Source organism: Bradyrhizobium prioriisuperbiae (genome assembly GCF_032397745.1).
Lineage (GTDB): Bacteria > Pseudomonadota > Alphaproteobacteria > Rhizobiales > Xanthobacteraceae > Bradyrhizobium_A > Bradyrhizobium_A prioriisuperbiae.
In genome coordinates this window covers 6,527,784-6,548,824 of record NZ_CP135921.1, presented here as the reverse complement: position 1 = coordinate 6,548,824, position 21,041 = coordinate 6,527,784, and the positions used below count along the sequence as shown (strand labels likewise).

Here is a 21,041-nt window from a genome sequence, read left to right as displayed (position 1 = left end):
CGCTGGGTATGATGACAACCGGGATGTAGCGGCTCCACCCCCGGAACGCAATTGCGTTCCAGGGAAAGCAATTGCGTTCCCGGGAACGCAATCCCGGGTCAATAAAGCCCGCCGGTGCCCGGCCGCATGATGGCGCGGTCGGCATCAGGCGACATCTGCATCGATCGCCCGTCGGCATCGGCCACGCCGATCACCGAATAATTGTCCGGCGGCGCCGTGCCCGGCTTGAAGGCCTCAAGGATCGAGGGACCGCCCGACCCCGGGCTAACCCGCGTGCCGCTCTTCGGATCGACCCGGATCAGCTTGATGCCGGCCGGAACCCGGAACGGAATCGCCGGCTTGTCGGCAAGCGCCATCTTCAGGAAATCCTTTGCCACCGGGGCCGCAAGATGGCCACCGGTGCCGCCCCGGCCGAGATGCTTCGGCTTGTCGTAGCCCATGTAGACGCCGACCACGACGTCCGGCGAGAAGCCGATGAACCAGGCATCCTTCTCGTCATTGGTCGTTCCCGTCTTGCCCGCGATCGGCTTGCCGACCTCCTTCACCACGGTCGCGGTGCCGTACTGGACCACGCCCTCCATCATCGAGGTGATCTGGTAGGCGGTCATGGGATCGAGCACCTGCTCGCGCCGGTCCACCAGGGTCGGCTCAGGCTGGTTTTTCCAGGTGTCGGCGTCGCAGCCGCGGCATTCCCGCTGATCATGCCGGAAGATGGTGCGGCCGTAACGATCCTGGATCCGATCAATCAAGGTCGGCTTGATCCGCTTGCCGCCATTGTCGAACATCGAATAGGCGGTGACCATGCGCATCACCGTCGTCTCGCCCGCGCCAAGCGCGTAGGACAGATAGTTCGGCAGTTCGTCATAGACGCCGAAGCGCTTGGCATACTCGCCGATCAGCGGCATGCCGACGTCCTGCGCCAGCCGCACGGTCACGGTATTGAGCGACTTGGTCAGCGCCTGGCGCAGTGTGGTCGGCCCGTAGTATTTGCCGGTCGAATAGTTCTCCGGTCGCCAGATGCCGATGCCGGCGCCCTGATCGACCTCGATCGGCGCGTCGATCACTACGGTCGACGGCGTGTAGCCGTTGTCCATCGCCGCCGAATACACCAGCGGCTTGAAAGACGATCCCGGCTGGCGATACGCCTGCGTGGCACGGTTGAACTGGCTCTGGTCGAACGAGAAGCCTCCGACCATGGCCTGGACGCGCCCCGTCAGCGGATCCATCGCCACCAGCGCGCCGGAGATCTCCGGCAGCTGCCGCAGGCGGAACTGGCCTTCGACCTTGGTGCCATCCTTGGCGACCAGCGGATCGACATAGATCACGTCCCCGGGCGACAGCACCTGGGAGATCGATGACGGCGTCTTGCCGCGTGTCGGCCCCGACGTCGGCCGCGCCCACTTCACTCCGTCGAGGCTGATCAAGCCGGTCTGCCGCTCCTTCAACACCGCCCCGCCGAGTTCACGCCCGGGCTGGAATCCGATCCGCGCCGACTGGTCGCTGGTCTCCAGCACCACCGCCATCCGCCACGGCGAAATGTCGTTGAGCGCTTTCACATCGGCAAGCTTCGGACCCCAGTCGCCGGAGATGTCGAGCTTGCTGGTCGCGCCGCGCCAACCCTGCGCCTCATCATAGGCAATGAGGCCATCAGTCAGCGCCTTGCGCGCAGCAATCTGCAGCTTGGGGTTCAGTGTGGTGCGGACCGACAGGCCGCCCTCATAGAGCTTCTTTTCGCCGTAGCGCTCGAAGATGTCGCGCCGGACTTCCTCGGCAAAATATTCGCCGGCGAAAATGTGTGCGGCATTGGAACGGCTGGTGACGATCAGCGGGTCCTTGCGGGCCTTGTCGGCTTCAGCCTGCTTGATCCAGCCGTTTTCCAAGAGACGATCGATGACATAGTTGCGGCGCTCGATGGCGCGGTCGCGGTTGCGCACCGGATGCAGATTCGACGGCGCTTTCGGCAACGCCGCGAGATAGGCGGCTTCCGAGACGGTCAGTTCGTTGACCGATTTGTCAAAGTACACCAGCGAGGCTGCCGCGATGCCGTAAGCGTTGAGGCCGAGAAAGATCTCGTTCAGATAAAGCTCGAGGATCTTGTCCTTGGAATAGGCGCGCTCGATGCGCATCGCCAGCAACGCTTCCTTGATCTTGCGGGTGAACGACACCTCGTTGGTCAGAAGAAAATTTTTCGCGACCTGCTGGGTGATCGTCGAGGCGCCCTGAGGGCGCTTGTTCGAACCGAAATTCTGGGCATACAGCAGCGCCGCGCGCGCAAGGCCCGAGAAGTCGATACCGCCGTGCTCATAGAAATTCTTGTCTTCGGCGGCGAGGAACGCGTTGATCACCGGTTTGGGGATCGCCTGGATCGGCAGATACAGCCGCCGTTCCTTGGAATACTCAGCGAGCAGCGATCCATCGGCCGCATGCACGCGGGTCATCACCGGCGGCTCATAGTCCTGCAACTGCGAATAGTCCGGCAGGTCTTTCGAGTAATGCCAGATCAGCCCGGCTGCGGCAGCGACGCCGACCAGGAATACGATTGTTCCGGCTGCAAACAGGAACCCCATGAACCGCAGCAGCAACCGCATTCGCTCTTTCCGTCCCCAAGCCCATCCATGCGCAATCCCGGCCGATTCCGGGGGCGGCATATCGATTTTTTATACTGCGGTGGCTGTGGCCAAACTAGGGCTCGCAGCCTCTAAATAAATACTGATCCGTCAGTGTTCCGAGCCTGCGGAAACCACCCGTTTGCCGAAGAACGCCTCGACGGCCTGTCCGATGGAACCGACTGTCCGGGTCCGCCAGTTTTCCGACACCAGCTGCTGCAGGTCGTCCTTGTTGGACACGTAACCGAGCTCGACCAGCACCGAAGGCACGTCGGGCGCCTTCAGCACCTTGAAGCCCGCTGATTTCAGCGGATGCTTGTGCAGGCGCGCGACATTTTTCAATTCGTTCACCACCAGCCGGGCGAACCGATTGGAGAAGGTCCGGGTCTCGCGCTGGGCAAGGTCGATCAGGATGTCAGCGACATCGGTCGGCTCTTCGGTGAGATTGACGCCACCGATGGCATCGGCCCTGTTTTCGGATTCCGCCAGCCGTTCCGCCTCGGCGTCCGACGCCTTGTCGGACAGCGTATAGACGGTCGCGCCCTGCGCATCGCCCTCGCCGCGGGGCAGCGCGTCGGCATGAATCGAGACGAATAGCGCGGCCTTCTGATTGCGGGCGATCCGCACCCGTTCCCCGAGCGGGATGAAGGTATCGTCGCTGCGGGTCATCACCACCCGGTATTTACCGCCTTTTTCGATGTGCTCGCGCAGCGCCTTCGCAAAGTCGAGCACCAGCGTTTTCTCGGCTTCGCCGCTGGCTGCCACGGTGCCGTTGTCGATACCGCCATGCCCGGGATCGATGACGATCACCGGCCGCAAATCGGGTCCGCCGGGTCCCTTCGGAGCTCCGGCCGCGTCTGCAACGACGGTCGTCTTGGCCTGCTCGTCGACCGACGGGCGCAGCTGGGTTTTGCCGTCGACCACCAAGGCTTGGACCACCATGGCTTGCTTGAACGTCGCCTTATCGACGGTTGCCAGTTCCACGACCAGGCGCGACGGCTGTCCATTGGCAGCGTCGAGCACGTAGGCCTTTTCGATTTTTGCCGGTCCTGTCAGGTCGAACACGATGCGCGAGCCGCCCGGCATGACAAGTCCATAACGGAACGCCTTGATCAGGCCGCGGCCCGCTTGGCCAACTCCCGCCGGAAGCTGAAAATTGACCTGGGGAACGTCCAGAATCACACGGTAGGGATCGGCCAACGTAAAGGCCCGCACGTCGATCTTACGGTCGAGATCCAGGACAAAACGGGTTTGTTTGTCGTCCCCGGCGATACGCACGTCGGACGCGACTGGAAAAATGGCCGCAACCACCGGCTGCACCGACTGACTTTCAACGGCCTGCCCGGCAGTTCCTCCGAGACACAGCAATGCTGCGGCGCACACAAGTGCGACCCGAAGCAAAACACGCTGGTTTGCGCGGCTAGCCAACGAATCCCGAGCCTCCGTGCTGACCTTACTACCCGATTAAAACCACAGGGTTAATCAGGCCTTAAGATCGCGAAATCGATTCAGGTCGAGTGTTGCAGGCCGGAGACGCTTCCCTTGCCACGGCCCCCCAATCAACGTATGTATCTTGGGCTGACGGCATAAACTACCGGTTGTGTCGCGTTAGCCTCCCGGTGCAGCGCCGGTCCTTCGAATGAGAGTTTGTTCGCGGGTCTTGCGTGCCTTTCCGAAGCCCTCCACGGCCAGCGCAGTGCGCGACCGGCGGAAGCTGCGGTTTCAAGCCCGAGTGGCCACCCGGTCCAGGTGAATAACCTCCTCCAGGACTTTGGGTTCGCATGTCGCAATCGGTTATCGCGGCCGCAAGGCGGCGATTTGCAATCAACCGGCGAGCGCACCCGCGCCGCGCTGGCCCGCCAGCGATGATTACCGCGGCTCCCCTGCCGCACTGTATAGAACGGGCCGACGCTTGATGCGCCAGACTGTGCTGCCGAACCCCCACGCAACGACTGCGCCAGGACGACGCGACGTGTTCGCGCGCCAGCCTGCGTCTCGCTCGTGGTCGGCAGAGCGCCTCGGGTTGCCTTTTGGCCTTCCCCTCACCCCCGAATCAGGTGGACCGTCGCGGTACCCCGCCGCGCGCATTGCGCCGGCTGACAGACGCGCGCTCCGCCGCCGAGAGTTTTCATATGCCCAACAAGATGTTGATCGATGCCACCCATCCGGAAGAAACCCGGGTCGTGGTGGTCCGCGGCAATCGCGTCGAAGAGTTTGATTTCGAGTCCGCCCAACGCAAACAGCTTCGCGGCAATATCTACCTCGCCAAGGTCACCCGCGTTGAACCGTCGCTGCAGGCAGCCTTCATCGAATATGGTGGCAACCGCCACGGCTTCCTCGCCTTCAGCGAAATTCATCCCGACTACTACCAGATCCCCGTCGCCGATCGGCAGGCGCTGATCGAGGCAGACGAGCGCGCTCATCGCGAAGCTGAAGAGGAAACCGAGAACCGCTCCAACCGTCGGCGCTCGCGCCATCGCGGCGCCCGTCGCCGCGGCCATGGCGAGCGCGTGAGGAGCGAGGTCGTCGAGGGCGCAACTGTCGATCCCGCGATCGCGCCGCAGCCTTTCGAGGCCGGACACCACGACGAGCACGTTCCTGATCATTCGCACGATCATGCTCATGGCGATCACGCGCATGAAGCCCGTGATCATGAGACGCATGACCACGCGCATCATGGCGATCACGGGCATGATCACGACCACGGCGATGATCATCACGACCACGCGCATTCCCATCCGGATGCAACGGCTGTCGAGGCCCACGGACATAACGACGGGCACGGCGAACACGACACGTCCGCCGAGACCCCCGCGGTCGCCCGCACGGAGAGCGCGGATTCCGCTCCGTTGTTTTCGGCACCTGTGTTCTCGGAACCTGCGCACGATGATCACCATCCCGCCGAGGCGAGAGCCGCCGCAGCGCAGGAAGACGATCATCAGGACGAGGGCCACGACGCCGATCATGGCGACCACGAGCACGCGGATCACGAGCACGCGGACCTCGTCTCGCACCACGACGATGAGCACACCGCCGGGCCGTCCCATGCCGACGACGGCGACGAAGACGATGACGACGAGGACGAAGACGACGACGAAGAGGGCAGCGAAGAGGAAGCTGTCGAATCCGTCGGTGGCGACGATGCCCTCGAAGAGGTGCCCGAGCGCACCTTCCGCCCGCGCCGACAGTACAAAATTCAGGAAGTGATCAAGCGCCGCCAGGTCATGCTGGTGCAGGTGGTCAAGGAAGAGCGCGGCAACAAGGGCGCCGCGCTGACGACCTACCTGTCCCTCGCCGGCCGCTACGCCGTGCTGATGCCCAACACCGCACGCGGCGGCGGCATCAGCCGCAAGATCACCTCGGCCCAGGATCGCTCGCGCCTGAAGGAAGTGGTGCAGGACCTCGATGTTCCGGAAGGCATGGGCATCATCCTGCGCACCGCCGGTGCCTCGCGCACCAAGCCCGAGATCAAGCGCGACTTCGAATACCTGATCCGGATGTGGGAAACCGTTCGCGACCTGACGCTGAAGTCGCAGGCCCCCAACCTGGTCTATGAAGAGGGATCGCTGATCAAGCGGTCGTTGCGCGACCTCTACAACAAGGAAATCGAAGAGATCCAGGTGGCCGGTGACGCCGGCTACAGCGAAGCCCGCGACTTCATGAAGATGCTGATGCCGACGCATACCCGCGCGGTCAGGCAATATCGCGACGGACAGCCGCTGTTCTCCCGGATGGGCGTGGAGAGCCAGCTCGACGCCATGTTCTCGCCGACGGTGCAGTTGCGCTCCGGCGGCTATATCGTCATCAACCAGACCGAGGCGCTGGTCTCGATCGACGTCAACTCCGGACGCTCCACCCGCGAGCATCACATCGAGGATACGGCCCTCAAGACCAACCTCGAAGCGGCCGAGGAAGTGGCGCGACAACTGCGCCTGCGCGATCTCGCCGGCCTGATCGTCATCGACTTCATCGACATGGACGAGAAGCGCAACAACCGCTCCGTCGAACGCAAGCTGAGCGAGTGCCTCAAGCACGACCGCGCGCGCATCCAGGTCGGACGGATCTCGCATTTCGGCCTGCTGGAGATGTCGCGCCAGCGCATCCGCGCCAGCGTGCTGGAGAGTTCGACCGAGCCCTGCCCGCATTGCGGCGGCACCGGCCACGTCCGCTCCGTCGCCTCCGTTGCGCTGCAGCTGCTGCGCGGCCTGGAAGAGGTCCTGATGAAGGGCGCCACGCACAATCTGGTGGTGCGGACTCGCACCGAGGTTGCGTTGTACGTTCTCAACCACAAGCGCGGCCATCTGCGCGACCTGGAAAACAGCTTCAAGGTCACCCTGTCGGTGATCGCCGACCCGACCGTCAGCGGCCAGCAGTCGTTCGTGATCGATCGCGGCGAACAGGTGCATACCCTCGAGGCAGCAAAGGCCCTGCTCGTGGCCCAGGCCGCGGCGGCGCCGCCAGCCCTGGAAGAGCCGTTCGAGGAGGATGAACTGCTCGATGCCGAGCTCGACGGCGAGACCGACGAAGTCGAAGAGATTGCCGAGGGCCCGCAGACCGGAGAAGCCGCCGAGGACGACAGCGGGCGGCGCCGCAAGCGCCGTCGTCGGCGCCGTGGACGTCCCGGTGATCAACGTGATCCGGGCACCCAGTCCGACGATCAGGAAGCAGCACCGGACGTCGCTGCAGCCGAAGGTGACCAGCTTGAGGTTTCCGAAGGCGAAGAATCGGGATCGTCGGAAGATGACTCCGAGGAGCGCGATGGCCAGGACCGTGCCGATCAGAACGGCGAACGCCGCCCGCGGCGGCGCGGACGCCGTGGTGGCCGTCGCCGGCGTGGTGGCAATGAGGAAGGCTCAGAAGGTTTGGGTTCGGAAGGCTCGAATTCAGAAGGATCGGTTGCTGCGATCGCCGACGAATTCATTCCGCCCTCGATTCCGGAGGCGGCGGAGGCCGTCGCCGATCTCGCGGCCCCTGCATCGCAGCCCGAGCAATCCCCCGCAGCCTCCAGCAGCTGGCACGATCCGCAGCCCGCGCCGGTCGAACCGCCGCAGGCAAGCCCTGTCGCCGCTACGAGTGAAACAACCGACGATCGTGGTTCCGACGAGACCGACAAGCCGCGGCGTCGTTCGACCATCCGGGAAAAGGTCAGTTTCTTCGTCGAGCCGGAGACTGAGCCCGACACGACGACGGCTCCCCACCAGGAGACGCGCGTCGAGGAACCTTCGCACTCAGCCGCAACACATGAGCCTGCGCCGGAACCTGCAGCGACGGAGGCATCCGCGCCGCGACGCGCCGGCTGGTGGTCGCGCCGGTTCGGCAACGGGGAATAACCCCTCAACGCTTCATCGATATGGAAACGCCCGGCACCATGTGCCGGGCGTTTTCTTTTGAAGCGTACCTTGGAACCCGTCAGCCCGTGGTGACCGCCGTCTCGACATCGGACGGATCGACCTGCGCACTCAAAGCCGCATTCAGCTTCTCGCGATCGAGTTCACCCTCCCACCAGGCGACGACAACACAGGCGACGCCGTTGCCGGTCAGGTTCGTCAGCGCTCGACATTCGCTCATGAACTTGTCGATGCCGAGCACGATCGCCATGCCGGGGACCAGTCGCGGATCGACCACCGCCAGGGTAGCGGCGAGCGTAATGAAGCCCGCGCCGGTGATACCGGAAGCGCCCTTGGAGGTCAGCATGGCGACGATCAGGATCGTGATCTGCTGCCCCAGGGTCAGATCGATGCTCAGCGCTTGCGCGATGAACAGCGTCGCCAGCGTCATGTAGATATTGGTGCCGTCGAGATTGAAGGAATAGCCGGTCGGCACGACAAGCCCGACCACCGGTTTCGAACACCCGGCCCGCTCGAGCTTTTCCATCAACGACGGCAGCGCGCTTTCCGACGATGACGTGCCCAGCACGATCAGCAGTTCGTCCTTGATATAAGCCACGAACTTGAAGATCGAGAAACCGACCGTCCTCGCGATCAGACCCAGCACGACGAACACGAACAACGCGGCCGTGATGTAGAATGTGGCGATCACGCCGAGCAGGTTCAGGATCGCTCCCGTGCCGAACTTTCCGATCGTGAACGCCATGGCGCCGAACGCGCCGATCGGCGCCGCCTTCATGACGATGGCAATCACGCCGAACACCGCATGCGCTCCGTCATCGATAAACGATCGCAGGGTGTGCCCACGCTCGCCCAATGCCATCAGCGCGAAGCCGAACAGGATCGAAAACAACAAGACTTGCAGGATTTCACCGTTAGCGAAGGCCCCGACCACGGTATCGGGGATGATATGCAGGAAGAAGTCGACACTCTTTTGCGCCTCCGCCTGCTTTGCGTAAGTCGAAACCGCCTGGGCGTTGGCCATGGCGCCGCCAAAGCCGGCACCGCAGGGCTATCGCATATGGCTGAGGATCTGCATGAGGAAGGTATCGTCCCAGCCGGCGCGCTTGATTTTGCGGCGCAGAGAAGCTCGATCCGGGTGAGTTCGCAGAATGTTGAGGGCCAGCCTTCGCAGAATGGCGAGGTTCTCGGGAGCGTTGTCTTTTCGCGCACGATTGCCATCCTCGGCGAAATGGACGTCGAGGACCCAATGAAGCTGGTTCTCGATGCCCCAGTGACTGCGCGTGACGTGCAGCAGCCGCTTGGGGGAGATGTATTTGGACAGCAAATAGTATCGCACGGCCGGGGCATCGGCCCGCCGACCCCGCAAGCGCCTGCGCGATGTGACGCGGCCCACCGCAGCCGCGCCCGGGAAGCCGTAGAGGGTGGCCAAGCTGGTATTGCGCATGATGGTCGCGCGCCGAGCTTCGCGCCGATCGTGGGTGGATTGGTTGATCTGCTCGGCGACGCTGCGCTTGCCCGATCGCGCAAACTGTTGCGTAACCGCGGTGAACAAACGCCCGCGGTTTGCCTTGATCGCCAGAACATAGTGGCCGCCACGCTCGCGCACCGCTGCCGCAAAGGCTCGGTGGCAATGCAGTGCGTCGGCTGTAACGATGCAGCCTTCGAGGGACAGAAGCTCGAGCACTTCCAAAGCGCCCGCCGTCTCGTTGCGACCGGGTGCTTTCTGCTGGGCCAAAGCCATACGGGCGTCCACCGCAAAGACGTTGACCAGATGCAGCGGCGTGGCCTTGCCACCGCGTTCGTAGGCCCCGCGCAAAGCCTTGCCGTCGACTGCCACCACTCCAGAAAGCTTGAGCCCATTGGCCTTGGCAAAGGCGGCCATGAAACGACGGAATGCGTTCTCGAAGGCCTGCGGCTTGAGCAGGCGGAACACCCGGCTGAACGTATCGTGGCTCGGGATGCCATGCTCCAGACGCAGGAACAGCCGCAACAGCCCCTCTTTGGACTGGCCGAAGTCCGCCATATCCGAGCAGGACTCCGCCCCACACAACGTTGCCGCCAGCGCGATGAACAACACTTCCAGCAGGTCGTGCCTTGCATTCTCCGCCCGCGGGTCCGGCAGTTGCCGAAAACTGCTCCTGAACTGCTCCATCCGACTCCCTCCGTGATCCGGGAGTCATGTTCAGAATCCGTCTTGCCTTCCAATGCAATAGGGGACGCAAAGCCATATGCGATTCCCCTGGCCGGCACCGGGACGGGCCAGGTTGCCGACCACAAGTCCGATCAGCAGCGCCAGGGTGGACACGACCTCGAAATAGACCAGCGCCTTGACGCCGATGCGCCCGACCTTCTTGGCGTCCTGGATGTGGGAGATCCCCGACACCACCGTGCAGAAGATGATCGGTGCGATCACCATCTTGATCAGCTTGATGAAGCCGTCACCAAGCGCCTTGATCCAGTCGTTGGTGGCTATGCCCGGCTCCAGCCAGCCCAGCAGCACACCGAGCACGATGGCGATCAGCACTTGCACATAGAGAACCTTGTACCAGGGCTTCGATGCTTTTTTTCCGGCTGTTGCCGGCATTGTTGTTGGTGACATGAGGTCCCCCCGTCGGATTGGACATACTGTCGCACCCTATACGGTCCGATCGGGGGACTGCCAATGCTATTCGCGTGCAGACCCCGCGTTTGTGAACGGGACCGACGGCGTCCACGGCAGACTGGCGATACGCTGCGATGCCGCAATTGCGCCACGCCTCGGGAGCCATCGCAGTCGCACGGCTAAAACGAAGCCTGCCCCAGCCAGCGCGTAATGCGCGCGACGGCGGTGCGCATGTCGTCGGTCGAGCGCGCATATGAGAAACGGATGAAGGACCGGCCGTGGATCGGATCGAAGTCGACTCCAGGCGTCGCGGCCACATGCGCCTCTTCCAGCATTCGTGTCGCGAACACAAAGCTGTCATCGGTGAATTTCGAGACGTCCGCGTAGAGATAGAACGCCCCATCCGCCGGAAGAAACCGGTCGAGCCCGGCCTTCGGCAAGCCTTCGATCAGCACGCTCCTGTTGTCCTGATAACTGTGCTTGACGGCATCCATTTCGATGCGGCCATCGAACGCGGCTTCGGCGGCGACCTGCGACAGCATCGGCACTGAGATCGCCAGATTCTGCTGCAGCCGCTCGATCGGCCGCACCAGCGGCTCCGGCGCGACCATCCATCCGACCCGCCAGCCGGTCATGCAGAAGTATTTCGAGAACGAATTGATCACCAGCGCATGCGGCGACAGTTCCGCAGCGGTAACGGCCGGGAACGCGTAATCGAGGCCGTGATAGATTTCATCGGAGATGAAGCGGATACCCTCGCTTTCCGCCGCCGCGATCAGGGTCGCCAGCGCCTCCCGCGTCATCATCGTCCCGGTCGGGTTGGCTGGGCTTCCTACCAGCACGCCCTTCAGTGGCGTCTTGCGATGTGCTGCGAGCAGCATCTCGCCAGTCAGCGCATGGCGGGTGTCATTGGTGGTTTCGATCAGCACGGGCTCACAGCCCAGCGCCGTCAGGATGTGGCGATAGGGCGGATAGCCCGGCACGGTCACGGCGATCCGATCGCCCGGCTCGAACATCGACAGAAAGGCCAGGATGAACGCTCCAGACGAGCCGGTGGTGACGATGACCCGCTCGGGATCGACGTCGCATGCATAAGTCTCCCGATAATGGCGGGCAATGCGGGCACGCAGCGAGGGAATGCCGAGCGCCGAGGTATAGTCGATCCGGCCCTGGTCCAGTGCGGCATGGGTTGCGGCGATGGCGACCGACGGGGCGGACGCCGCAGGCTGGCCCACCTCCATGTGGATGACATGACCGCCGGAGGCCTCGATCCGCGCCGCGGCCGCCATGACGTCCATCACCATAAAGGGGGGAACGTCGCTGCGGCCCGAGGGGGTCAAAAGCCTGGTTGCCCGATCTTTCAAATTGTCGCTCAAGGTCTCAATCCAGCATCAAATCTGCTATTAGGGTGCGTGAAAACGGTTCCGGAGCGCGACTGTGCGAAGATGCCGCTCTGTTGCCGTATTCGGCGGTTTGTTAGGCAGAATTCAGAGAATCCATAGCCGTTCGACCGCCATCTTAGACGCCAAATTCATCTTGGAAAACATGCCGCCATCGCTCCTTCAGCCCGATCGGTCGCCGTCATCGCCGCGATCTGCCGGGCATGGCCGCGGGCGGCGCGGCCCCGGTCGATGGCCGATCGCCGGACGCATCACGGCGATGATCACCGCCGCCGCGGTGGCATGGGGATCGATGCCCGCTTCCGCCCAGCAGGCCAAGGGCCCGCCGACCCTGCGCGACGCCGAAATCGAGCAGTTGCTGCGCGATTATACCCGCCCGATCCTGCGTTCGGCGGGTCTGGAGAAGCAGAACATCCAGGTCACCATCATCAGCGATCGCTCGTTCAATGCTTTCGTCGCCGATGGTCGGCGCATCTTCGTCAATTACGGCGCGCTGATGGATTCGCAGACGCCGAACCAGATCATCGGCGTGCTGGCCCACGAAACCGGCCATCTCGCAGGCGGCCACCTGTCGAAACTGCGCGAGCAACTGGCGCAGGCGCAAACCCAGATCATCATCGCGATGCTGCTTGGCGTCGGCGCCATGGTCGCCGGGGCGCGCAGCAACAGCAACAACGGTGCGGCGAGCATCGGCGCGGCCGCCATCAGTGCGCCGCAGGAGGTCATCCGCAGGAACCTGCTGTCATATCAGCGCCAGCAGGAAGAAAACGCCGACAAGGCCGGCGTGAAGTTCCTCACCGCGACGGGGCAGTCCGCGAAGGGCATGCACGAGACCTTCAAGCGGTTTTCCGACCAGATCCTGTTCGCCGCCCAGGGCTCCGATCCCTACCTGATGTCGCACCCGATGCCGGCCGAACGTGTCAACGCGCTGGAACAGCTGGCGCGCTCGAGCCCGTATTGGGACAAGAAAGACGATCCGGCGCTGCAGCTGAGGCACGAGCTGATGCGCGCGAAAATCTCCGGCTTCATGGATCGGCCCGATACCGTGGCGCGCAAGTATCCGTCCTCCAACGACACCCTGCCGGCCAGGTATGCGCGGGCGATTTCGACCTACCGTCACGGCGATCTGCGGCTGGCGCTGGCCCAGATCGACGGCCTGATCCGGGAACAACCGGCCAATGCCTATTTCTATGAGGTCCGGGGCCAGGCCCTGCTGGAAGGCGGCAAGCCGGCGGAGGCGATCGCACCGCTGCGCAAGGCGGTGCAACTGTCAAATAACGCCCCCCTCATCGAGATGTTACTTGGGCAGGCCCTGGTCGCATCGGATAATACAGCGTACGCGGACGAGGCGATCGCTATTTTGCGCGCCGCCCTTAGCAGAGAACCGGAAGCTCCCATTGGCTATACCCAGCTCGCAATGGCGTATGGCCGCAAGGGTAACTATGCGGAAGCCGATCTTGCATCGGCCCAGGCGGCCTTCATGCGCGGCGACAGCAAGACCGCGCGCGATCTCGCATCCCGCGCCAAGACCCGCTTCGCGGTCGGAACCCCGGGCTGGGTCAAGGCGGATGACATCGTGTCAGCCAAACCGATGCCGGGACAAAAAAACTGATAAGGGAACAAGAAACTGGCGCACGAAGACTGGCGCAGGGCCGACCACACCGGCTTTTCGACACGATCATGCAGCAGAACGGAAATATAATCGCTAAAGTCCGATTTAACGCAAATCGATCAGGCTTGAGCCACAGGTTGAACAGAGATTTTCAAAGGATCTGAAATGCCGACATTTCGCAGCCTCGCCATCGTCGCCCTCGCCCTCTGCGTCGCGCCTGTGGCCGTGCGAGCGCAGAGCTTCTCGGACACGCAGCGCGGCGAGATCGAGCGCATCATCAAGGACTATCTCGTCGCCCACCCCGAAGTGCTCGAGGAGATGTCGGCCGAACTGACCAAGCGGCAGGCGGTCGCGGAAGCAGAAAAGCACCAGGCGGCGGTGAAGAAGAATGCCGACGTCATCTTCAACTCGCCGCGTGGCGTGGTTGTCGGCAACCGTGATGGCGACGTCACCTTTGTCGAGTTCTTCGATTACAATTGCGGCTACTGCAAGCATGCCATGACCGACATGCTCAGCCTGATGAAGTCCGATCCGAAGCTGAAGGTCGTGCTGAAGGAATTCCCGGTGTTGGGCCCAGGCTCGGTCGAAGCCGCCCAAGTCGCAGTCGCCGTGCGCATGCAGGATCCGACGGGCAAGAAGTATCTCGACTTCCACCAGAAGCTGCTCAGCGGTCGCGGCCAGGCCGACAAGGCGCGGGCGGTCGCGGCGGCCAAGGAGGCCGGCCTCGACATGGCGCGGCTCGACAAGGACATGGCGAGCCCGGAGGTGCGGGCCACCCTGGAGGAGAATTTCAAGCTCGCCGAGGACATGGGCCTGAACGGCACCCCGAGCTACGTTATCGGCAAGCAGGTCGTGGTGGGCGCGGTCGGGCTGGATAATCTGACCAAGAAGATCGGCGAAGCCCGCTGCGGCAAGGCCACCTGCTGAGAGCCTGATGTCCTGATCCTGCCGCCGTCCGAAATGGCGGCGGGATAATATCCCAGCGATTTCAACACCATCGCCGCCACATTCGTTAAGAATTGGTTAATGCCGATTATCCGGCTGTTCCCGCAAGGGTTTTGTCAGCCACATGAAGCTTTTAGGCCGGGATGGCGGACCTCCCGGGCTTCCCCTTGCGGGCGAGGTTACCTATAACCCGCCAGACTCTGCGGCATGGATTTAGCTGGATTCTGGATGGCAAAGACAATCTTCGTCCTCAACGGTCCGAACCTGAATTTGCTCGGCACCCGCGAACCCGAGAAATACGGTCACGCGACCCTGGCCGACGTCGAGGCGCTGTGTCGCGAGACGGCTGCCCGCTACGGCCTCGATGTCGACTGCCGTCAATCAAACCGCGAAGGCGAATTGATCGACTTCATCCACGAGGCCGGCGCTCAAAAGGCCGCGGGCATCATCATCAATGCGGGCGGCTACACCCACACCTCCATCGCCCTGCATGACGCGTTGACCGGCGTCAACCTGCCCGCCGTCGAGGTGCACGTGACCAACGTCCATGCGCGGGAAAGCTTCCGTCACCATTCCTTCATCGCCAAGGCGGCGTTCGCAAGCCTCGCCGGCTTCGGTATCGAGGGGTATCGGCTCGCGATCCTGGGTCTTGCCGCCAAGATCGGCATCGCGGCGAAAGCCTGATATCTTCCATTCGACATTTGAGAGTTTCGGATCGACACATGGCCAGTCAGCCGCAAGACAAATCCACCGCTTCCGAGCCGACCAACGGCAAGCTGACCGAGGAGCGCGAGATGATCCGCGATCTCGCCACCTTGCTCGACCAGACCAATCTCACCGAGATCGAGATCGAGCGTGCGGGCCTGCGCGTGCGAGTTGCGCGCAACATCACGACATCGGCAGTGCTGCCGGCGGCGCTTCAGCCGGTCATGGTGGCCCCAGGCGCGGCCGCCGTCGCCGCTGCGGCGGACATCTCCAAACATCCCGGCGTCGTGCCCTCGCCCATGGTCGGCACCGCTTACATGGCCTCCGAGCCCGGCGCCAAGCCGTTCATCGACGTCGGCAGCAAGGTCAAGGCCGGTGAGACTCTGCTCATCATCGAAGCCATGAAGACCATGAACCAGATTCCGGCGCCGCGCGCGGGAACCGTCACCCAAATCCTGATCGAAGACGGCCAGCCGGTGGAATTCGGCGAGCCGCTGGTCATCATCGAATAATTCTGCCGAAGGCCCCGCTGCGATGTTCGACAAGATTTTGATAGCCAATCGCGGCGAGATTGCATTGCGAGTGCTGCGCGCCTGCAAGGAGCTCGGCATCGCCACCGTCGCGGTGCATTCGACCGCCGACGCCAATGCCATGCATGTGCGGCTTGCGGACGAGAGCGTCTGCATCGGGCCGCCGCCTTCGAAGGACAGTTATCTCAACGTGCCGGCCCTGCTCGCCGCCTGCGAGATCACCGGCGCGGATGCCGTGCATCCGGGCTACGGCTTCCTGTCGGAGAACGCGCGCTTCGCGGAGATCCTGGCCGACCACAATTTGCACTTCATCGGTCCCAAGGCCGAACACATCCGCCTGATGGGCGACAAGATCGAGGCCAAGAAAACCGCGATCAAGCTCGGCATTCCCGTCGTGCCCGGCTCTGACGGCGGGGTCGGGCCCGAGGACGATGCGCTGGAGATCGCCCGAAAAATCGGTTTCCCGGTGCTGGTCAAGGCGGCCGCCGGCGGCGGTGGACGCGGCATGAAGGTGGCCCAGACCGAAGCCGATTTGGCGCTGGCGCTCTCGACCGCCCGCAATGAAGCCAAATCCGCCTTCGGCGACGCCACGGTCTATCTGGAGAAATACCTCACCAGGCCGCGGCACATCGAAATCCAGATTCTCGGTGACGGCCGCGGTGGCGCGGTCCATCTCGGCGAACGCGATTGCTCGCTGCAGCGCCGGCATCAGAAGGTGTGGGAAGAAGGCCCCTCTCCGGTACTCGATGCCACCGCGCGCGCGCGGATCGGCGAGATCTGCGCCAAGGCGATGCGCGACATGCAGTATCTCGGCGTCGGCACCATCGAGTTCCTCTATGAGGACGGCGAATTCTACTTCATCGAGATGAACACGCGCATCCAGGTCGAACATCCGGTGACCGAAATGATCACCGACATCGATCTGGTGCTGGAGCAGATCCGGGTTGCTGCCGGCGGCGAACTGCCGGTCGCGCAAAAGGACATCGCCATCAGCGGTCACTCGATCGAGTGCCGCATCAACGCGGAAAATCCCGTCACCTTCCGCCCGTCCCCCGGCAAGATCACGCAGTATCATCCGCCGGGTGGCCTCGGCGTCCGGATCGATTCTGCTGCCTACCAGGGTTATGTGATCCCGCCCTATTACGACTCGATGGTCGGCAAGCTGATCGTCCATGGCAAGACCCGCGCGGAATGCCTGATGCGGCTGCGTCGCGCGCTCGATGAAATGGTGGTCGACGGTGTCGAAACCACCCTGCCGCTGTTTCGCGCGCTGGTGCGCGAACCCGAGATCATCGACGGCGACTATCACATCCACTGGCTCGAACAATATCTGGCCCGAGGCGCGGCCACGGAGTGAGGCCGATCGCGGCTCACGCATTGTATCCGAGCAATCGCATCTCCGATCGGGAACCGATCCCCCATCTCCGCGTTACACGGCGGGACATTTCCGTGGAACGGGTATTTCGATTGCAGAGCATTGCAGACCATATAAAGCCGGGAATAGCCCGGCTCTTTTTCGGCCAGATGGGCATAGGCATTAGTGCCCGATAGCGCCATGCGACAACGAACAATCTGGCAGATTGCGCTGCTCTCCGCGGGCTTCGCGATCCTGATCGCAATCGGCGCGACCTCGCTGTATCTGCTCAACGTGGCGCGAAACGAAGCCGCCTGGGTCGTCCACACCATCGAGGCGGAAAACCAGATCTCCCGCGTCCTGCTCGACCTGCGCAGCGCGGAGAGCGCGGCACGCGGTTATCTGCTCACCCAGAACCGCCAATTCCTCGACGACTACGAGCGCGGAGCCGCCGAAGTCATCCCCGCGACCGACACGCTGGCGCGCCTGACAACGGATAACCCGATCCAGATCCGCAACACAGCCGATCTGCGCGCGGCGGCAGAAGCGCGGCTGAAAGAATTGCAGACATCCATCGACCTGATCAAGCGGAACGACCTGGCGGCCGCGATGGACATGATCCGCAACAGCGGACCGCCGGCCACGGTCAATCTCATCGGTGACATTTCCAACCGCATGCAGCGCGAGGAAGACCGGTTGCTGGCGCTGCGTGGCGAGACCGCCAGCCGCAGCCGCTCGCTGTCGACGGTCGTCACCCTTGCCGGCGCGGCCCTCATCGTCTTGCTCGGCGGATTGTCGATCTATCTAGTGCGGCAAAGCTCAAGGGAGCGCGATCAGGCCGACCAGAGGCTGCGGGACAACAATCTCAACCTCGAGGCCATGGTCGACGAACGCACGGTTGACCTGCGCGAGGCCAACGAGGAGATCCAGCGCTTCGCCTACATCGTCAGTCACGATCTGCGCTCTCCGCTTGTCAACATCATGGGGTTCACCAGCGAGCTCGAAGAGCTGCGCTCCGACATCTTCAACCGGATCGCCAAGCTGCACGACGCCCAGGCAGGCGCGCCGCCGACGGCCGAACCGCACCAACCAGTTCTCGCTGACGAAGACAAAAAGCTGGCCGACGATTTTTCCGAAGCGCTCGGCTTCATCAAATCGTCGATCGGCAAGATGGACCGGCTGATCGCGGCGATCCTCAATCTCACGCGCGAGGGGCGCCGCGAATTCCGCCCCGAGTCGCTCGATATGCAAGAACTGGTCAAGGGTATCGGTGCAACGGTGGCCCACCAGGCCCTCGAAGCCGAGGCCCATATCGAAGTGGAGCAGCTGCCCGGCGTCTTTGGCGACCGCCTGGCAATGGAACAAATCTTCTCCAACTTGATTGATAACGCACTGAAATACTTAACCCCCGGAGTTCCGGGCCAGATCGTCGTGCGGGGCCGCCGCAAGCTGGGATTTGCAATTTTCGAGGTATCTGACAACGGACGCGGGATCGACCCCAAGGATCATCAGCGCATCTTCGAACTGTTTCGCCGCGCCGGCACGCAGGATCGTCCCGGCCAGGGGATCGGGCTTGCGCACGTGCGTGCCCTGGTGCGACGTCTCGGCGGCTCAATGAGCGTCGATTCGGAACTCAACAACGGCAGCACGTTTATCGTGACCCTGCCCCTCAACCAGATCAAGGAAGGACGACGGTCGTGAGCCTGCCCGTGAAAATCATCATGATCGAGGATGACGAGGGACACGCTCGTCTGATCGAACGCAATATTCGTCGAGCCGGCGTCAATAACGAGATCGTGCCGTTCACCAACGGCACCGATGCGCTCAAATATCTGTTCGGCAGCGACGCCCAGGGAAACGCCCACAAGGGCAGCGCGCTGCTGATCCTGCTCGATCTCAATCTGCCCGACATGACCGGGATCGACATTCTCAAGCGCGTCAAGGAAAGTCCGCATCTCAAGGCCGCGCCGGTCGTGGTGCTCACCACCACCGACGATGTCCAGGAAATCAAGCGTTGCTACGAGCTCGGATGCAACGTCTACATCACCAAGCCGGTCAATTATGAGAGCTTCGCCAACGCCATTCGCCAGTTGGGGCTGTTCTTCTCGGTGATCCAGGTCCCGCCCGCCGACGCATGACCAGCGAAACGCCCACGCTCCTCTACATCGACGACGACGCCGCGCTGGCGCGGCTGGTCGATCGCGGCCTGCGACATCAGGGCTTCGCAGTCGAGCACGCCAGCAGTGGCGCCGACGGCGTCGCCCGTATCAGCCAGGGCGGTATCGACGTCGTGGCGCTGGACCAGTACATGCCGGGCCTCGACGGACTGGAGACGCTCGAGCAGATCCAGGCCATTGCGGACGCGCCGCCGGTGGTGTTCGTTACGGCGTCGCAGGATTCCAGCATCGCGGTGACCGCGCTGAAGGCCGGCGCCGCCGACTATCTGGTCAAGGACACCCACGGCGATTTCATCACCCTGCTCCATGTCGCTGTGACCAGCGCGCTGGAACGCTCGCACATCCTGCGCGCGCAGCTTGCCGCCGAAGAGGAAATCCGCATCGCGCGCGACCGTTACGCCGCACTGGCGGCCGAGCGCGAGGTGCTGCTGCGCGAAGTCAATCACCGTGTCGGAAACAGCCTGCAGATCATCGCGTCGCTGCTGCATCTGCAGGCCACCAGCAGCACCCAGGATGACGTCAAGGCCGCGCTGACCAACGCCATGGGACGGGTGGCCGCGGTGGCGCAGGTGCATCGGCGTCTCTACACATCGCACGACCTCAAGAGCGTGATGCTGAACCAGTATCTCGAGGCGCTGCTCGAGGACCTGCGCCGCTCTGCGGAAGGCAACCGAATGTCGCGGCTGACGCTGACGTCCGAGGCGATCGAGATCGACCCGGATCGCGCGGTCGCCATCGGTATCATTGTCAACGAACTGGTGATGAACGCCGTCAAATATGCCTATCCCGACGGCGCCGGCCCAATCCATGTCGACCTGCGCGCCGACGGATCGAACCTTGAGCTGGCGATCAAAGACGACGGCGTCGGCTTTCAGACCAGGCCGGATCCTCGCTCGACCGGGATGGGCCAGCGCATCGTCGGCGCGATGGCAACCAAGCTCGGCGCCACCAGCGAGCGCGACCCGGCGCATCAGGGAACACGCATTGTCCTGCGTTTCCCGCGCACCACCGCCACCGCTATCCCGGCAAAATAGCAGGGGACGGCAACCGTCGCATCGATCGCCCCGTCCTGCTATAAAAGGCTATGACGTCGCGCGACTCCACCTCGTCCGAAATCACGCCGGAAGTGCTGTTGCGGGCCTATGCCTGCGGCATCTTTCCGATGGCCGAGAGCGCCGACGACCCGACCATCTTCTGGGTCGAGCCCGAGCACCGCGGCCTCATTCCGCTGCGCGGCCTGCACATCTCGTCCCGCCTCGCCCGCACCGTCCGCAGCGACCATTTCCGTGTCACCGTGGATACTGCGTTTCGACAGGTCATCGACGGCTGTGCGGCGCCCCAGGCCGGGCGCGAGGACACCTGGATCAACCGGCGCATCCGCGAGCTTTACACGGCGCTGCACGAGATCGGCCACTGCCACAGCGTCGAGGTCTGGGACGGCGACGATCTGGCCGGCGGACTTTATGGCATCAGCCTGGGACGGGCGTTTTTCGGCGAAAGCATGTTTCACCGCGCACGCGATGCCTCCAAAGTTGGGCTGGTGCACCTCGTCGCGCGGCTGGTGGCCGGCGGCTTCGTGCTGCTCGACACCCAGTTCGTCACCGAGCATCTGCGCAGTCTGGGCGCCGTCGAGGTGTCGCGCACGCGGTATCGTACGCTGCTCGACGACGCGCTGGATGGCATCGGCGACTTTACCAGTCTGCCGCTCGATCGCCCGGTGTCAGGCCGTGAGGCGCTGGCCGTTCTCACTGAGGCTTGA

At 63.3% G+C, this 21,041-nt stretch carries 15 protein-coding genes and 2 pseudogenes; 10 read left to right on the top strand and 7 right to left on the bottom strand.

Going from position 1 to position 21,041, the window contains the following annotated elements:
- Positions 1 to 98: 98 nt before the first annotated feature.
- The 3 genes from RS897_RS30940 to RS897_RS42440 form a co-directional block, all read right to left on the bottom strand.
- Entirely contained in the window at positions 99 to 2,588 is a 2,490-nt protein-coding gene (locus RS897_RS30940) for a penicillin-binding protein 1A (protein WP_315832486.1), read from the bottom strand.
- Between the two features lie 129 nt (positions 2,589 to 2,717).
- A complete protein-coding gene (locus tag RS897_RS30935) occupies positions 2,718 to 4,034 on the bottom strand; it encodes an N-acetylmuramoyl-L-alanine amidase (RefSeq protein ID WP_315832485.1) in 1,317 nt (438 codons plus the stop codon).
- A 614-nt stretch (positions 4,035 to 4,648) separates the two neighbouring features.
- Positions 4,649 to 5,398: a hypothetical protein gene (locus tag RS897_RS42440; RefSeq protein ID WP_425476421.1), complete on the bottom strand. Its 750-nt coding sequence runs from the start codon at positions 5,396 to 5,398 to the stop codon at positions 4,649 to 4,651.
- A 57-nt stretch (positions 5,399 to 5,455) separates the two neighbouring features.
- Here RS897_RS42440 and RS897_RS30930 point away from each other — a divergent pair, with 57 nt between their 5' ends.
- Positions 5,456 to 7,936, top strand: coding sequence for an Rne/Rng family ribonuclease (locus RS897_RS30930; RefSeq protein ID WP_425476420.1), 2,481 nt, complete (start codon positions 5,456 to 5,458; stop codon positions 7,934 to 7,936).
- Between the two features lie 79 nt (positions 7,937 to 8,015).
- Here RS897_RS30930 and RS897_RS30925 read toward each other — a convergent pair.
- The 4 genes and pseudogenes from RS897_RS30925 to RS897_RS30910 all read right to left on the bottom strand — a co-directional run.
- Positions 8,016 to 8,999, bottom strand: a pseudogene (locus tag RS897_RS30925) (cation:dicarboxylate symporter family transporter); the annotation flags it as partial.
- A 6-nt stretch (positions 9,000 to 9,005) separates the two neighbouring features.
- Positions 9,006 to 10,109 (bottom strand): ISAs1 family transposase, encoded by a 1,104-nt coding sequence (locus RS897_RS30920; protein ID WP_315832483.1) that lies wholly within the window; start codon positions 10,107 to 10,109, stop codon positions 9,006 to 9,008.
- 84 nt (positions 10,110 to 10,193) lie between these two features.
- Positions 10,194 to 10,556: pseudogene (locus RS897_RS30915) on the bottom strand (cation:dicarboxylate symporter family transporter); the annotation flags it as partial.
- Between the two features lie 182 nt (positions 10,557 to 10,738).
- Positions 10,739 to 11,863 carry a pyridoxal phosphate-dependent aminotransferase gene (locus RS897_RS30910; protein WP_315838800.1) on the bottom strand — a complete coding sequence of 375 codons (1,125 nt, stop codon included), beginning with the start codon at positions 11,861 to 11,863 and terminating at the stop codon, positions 10,739 to 10,741.
- 355 nt (positions 11,864 to 12,218) lie between these two features.
- Here RS897_RS30910 and RS897_RS30905 point away from each other — a divergent pair, with 355 nt between their 5' ends.
- The 9 genes from RS897_RS30905 to aat all read left to right on the top strand — a co-directional run bounded on the left by RS897_RS30905 (position 12,219) and on the right by aat (position 21,041).
- The gene (locus tag RS897_RS30905) at positions 12,219 to 13,571 is read left to right on the top strand and encodes a M48 family metalloprotease (RefSeq protein WP_315838799.1); all 1,353 of its coding nucleotides are present in this window, start codon (positions 12,219 to 12,221) and stop codon (positions 13,569 to 13,571) included.
- A 165-nt stretch (positions 13,572 to 13,736) separates the two neighbouring features.
- Positions 13,737 to 14,498, top strand: coding sequence for a DsbA family protein (locus RS897_RS30900; RefSeq protein WP_315832482.1), 762 nt, complete (start codon positions 13,737 to 13,739; stop codon positions 14,496 to 14,498).
- A gap of 246 nt (positions 14,499 to 14,744) precedes the next feature.
- The gene (gene aroQ / locus RS897_RS30895) at positions 14,745 to 15,200 is read left to right on the top strand and encodes a type II 3-dehydroquinate dehydratase (protein WP_315832481.1); all 456 of its coding nucleotides are present in this window, start codon (positions 14,745 to 14,747) and stop codon (positions 15,198 to 15,200) included.
- A 38-nt stretch (positions 15,201 to 15,238) separates the two neighbouring features.
- Positions 15,239 to 15,733, top strand: coding sequence for an acetyl-CoA carboxylase biotin carboxyl carrier protein (accB, locus tag RS897_RS30890; RefSeq protein ID WP_315832480.1), 495 nt, complete (start codon positions 15,239 to 15,241; stop codon positions 15,731 to 15,733).
- 22 nt (positions 15,734 to 15,755) lie between these two features.
- Complete coding sequence (accC, locus tag RS897_RS30885) at positions 15,756 to 17,108, top strand: acetyl-CoA carboxylase biotin carboxylase subunit (RefSeq protein WP_315832479.1); 1,353 nt, start codon at positions 15,756 to 15,758, stop codon at positions 17,106 to 17,108.
- 198 nt (positions 17,109 to 17,306) lie between these two features.
- Positions 17,307 to 18,806 (top strand): sensor histidine kinase, encoded by a 1,500-nt coding sequence (locus tag RS897_RS30880; RefSeq protein WP_315832478.1) that lies wholly within the window; start codon positions 17,307 to 17,309, stop codon positions 18,804 to 18,806.
- Positions 18,803 to 19,243 carry a response regulator gene (locus tag RS897_RS30875; protein ID WP_315832477.1) on the top strand — a complete coding sequence of 147 codons (441 nt, stop codon included), beginning with the start codon at positions 18,803 to 18,805 and terminating at the stop codon, positions 19,241 to 19,243. Before RS897_RS30880 ends, RS897_RS30875 begins: the two co-directional genes overlap by 4 nt.
- Positions 19,240 to 20,316, top strand: coding sequence for a sensor histidine kinase (locus tag RS897_RS30870; RefSeq protein ID WP_315832476.1), 1,077 nt, complete (start codon positions 19,240 to 19,242; stop codon positions 20,314 to 20,316). The genes RS897_RS30875 and RS897_RS30870 overlap by 4 nt, the downstream gene beginning before the upstream one ends.
- A gap of 50 nt (positions 20,317 to 20,366) precedes the next feature.
- The gene (gene aat / locus RS897_RS30865; RefSeq protein ID WP_315832475.1) at positions 20,367 to 21,041 is read left to right on the top strand and encodes a leucyl/phenylalanyl-tRNA--protein transferase; all 675 of its coding nucleotides are present in this window, start codon (positions 20,367 to 20,369) and stop codon (positions 21,039 to 21,041) included.

What these genes read in the sequence shown, in the direction of transcription:
- RS897_RS30940 (WP_315832486.1), bottom strand. Translation starts at nt 2,588, where the DNA reads ATGCGGTTGCTGCTGCGGTTCATGGGGTTCCTGTTTGCAGCCGGAACA.
- RS897_RS30920 (WP_315832483.1), bottom strand. Translation starts at nt 10,109, where the DNA reads ATGGAGCAGTTCAGGAGCAGTTTTCGGCAACTGCCGGACCCGCGGGCG.
- RS897_RS30910 (WP_315838800.1), bottom strand. Translation starts at nt 11,863, where the DNA reads ATGGTGATGGACGTCATGGCGGCCGCGGCGCGGATCGAGGCCTCCGGC.
- RS897_RS30905 (WP_315838799.1), top strand. Translation starts at nt 12,219, where the DNA reads ATGATCACCGCCGCCGCGGTGGCATGGGGATCGATGCCCGCTTCCGCC.
- RS897_RS30900 (WP_315832482.1), top strand. Translation starts at nt 13,737, where the DNA reads ATGCCGACATTTCGCAGCCTCGCCATCGTCGCCCTCGCCCTCTGCGTC.
- aroQ (WP_315832481.1), top strand. Translation starts at nt 14,745, where the DNA reads ATGGCAAAGACAATCTTCGTCCTCAACGGTCCGAACCTGAATTTGCTC.
- accB (WP_315832480.1), top strand. Translation starts at nt 15,239, where the DNA reads ATGGCCAGTCAGCCGCAAGACAAATCCACCGCTTCCGAGCCGACCAAC.
- accC (WP_315832479.1), top strand. Translation starts at nt 15,756, where the DNA reads ATGTTCGACAAGATTTTGATAGCCAATCGCGGCGAGATTGCATTGCGA.
- RS897_RS30880 (WP_315832478.1), top strand. Translation starts at nt 17,307, where the DNA reads ATGCGACAACGAACAATCTGGCAGATTGCGCTGCTCTCCGCGGGCTTC.
- RS897_RS30870 (WP_315832476.1), top strand. Translation starts at nt 19,240, where the DNA reads ATGACCAGCGAAACGCCCACGCTCCTCTACATCGACGACGACGCCGCG.
- aat (WP_315832475.1), top strand. Translation starts at nt 20,367, where the DNA reads ATGACGTCGCGCGACTCCACCTCGTCCGAAATCACGCCGGAAGTGCTG.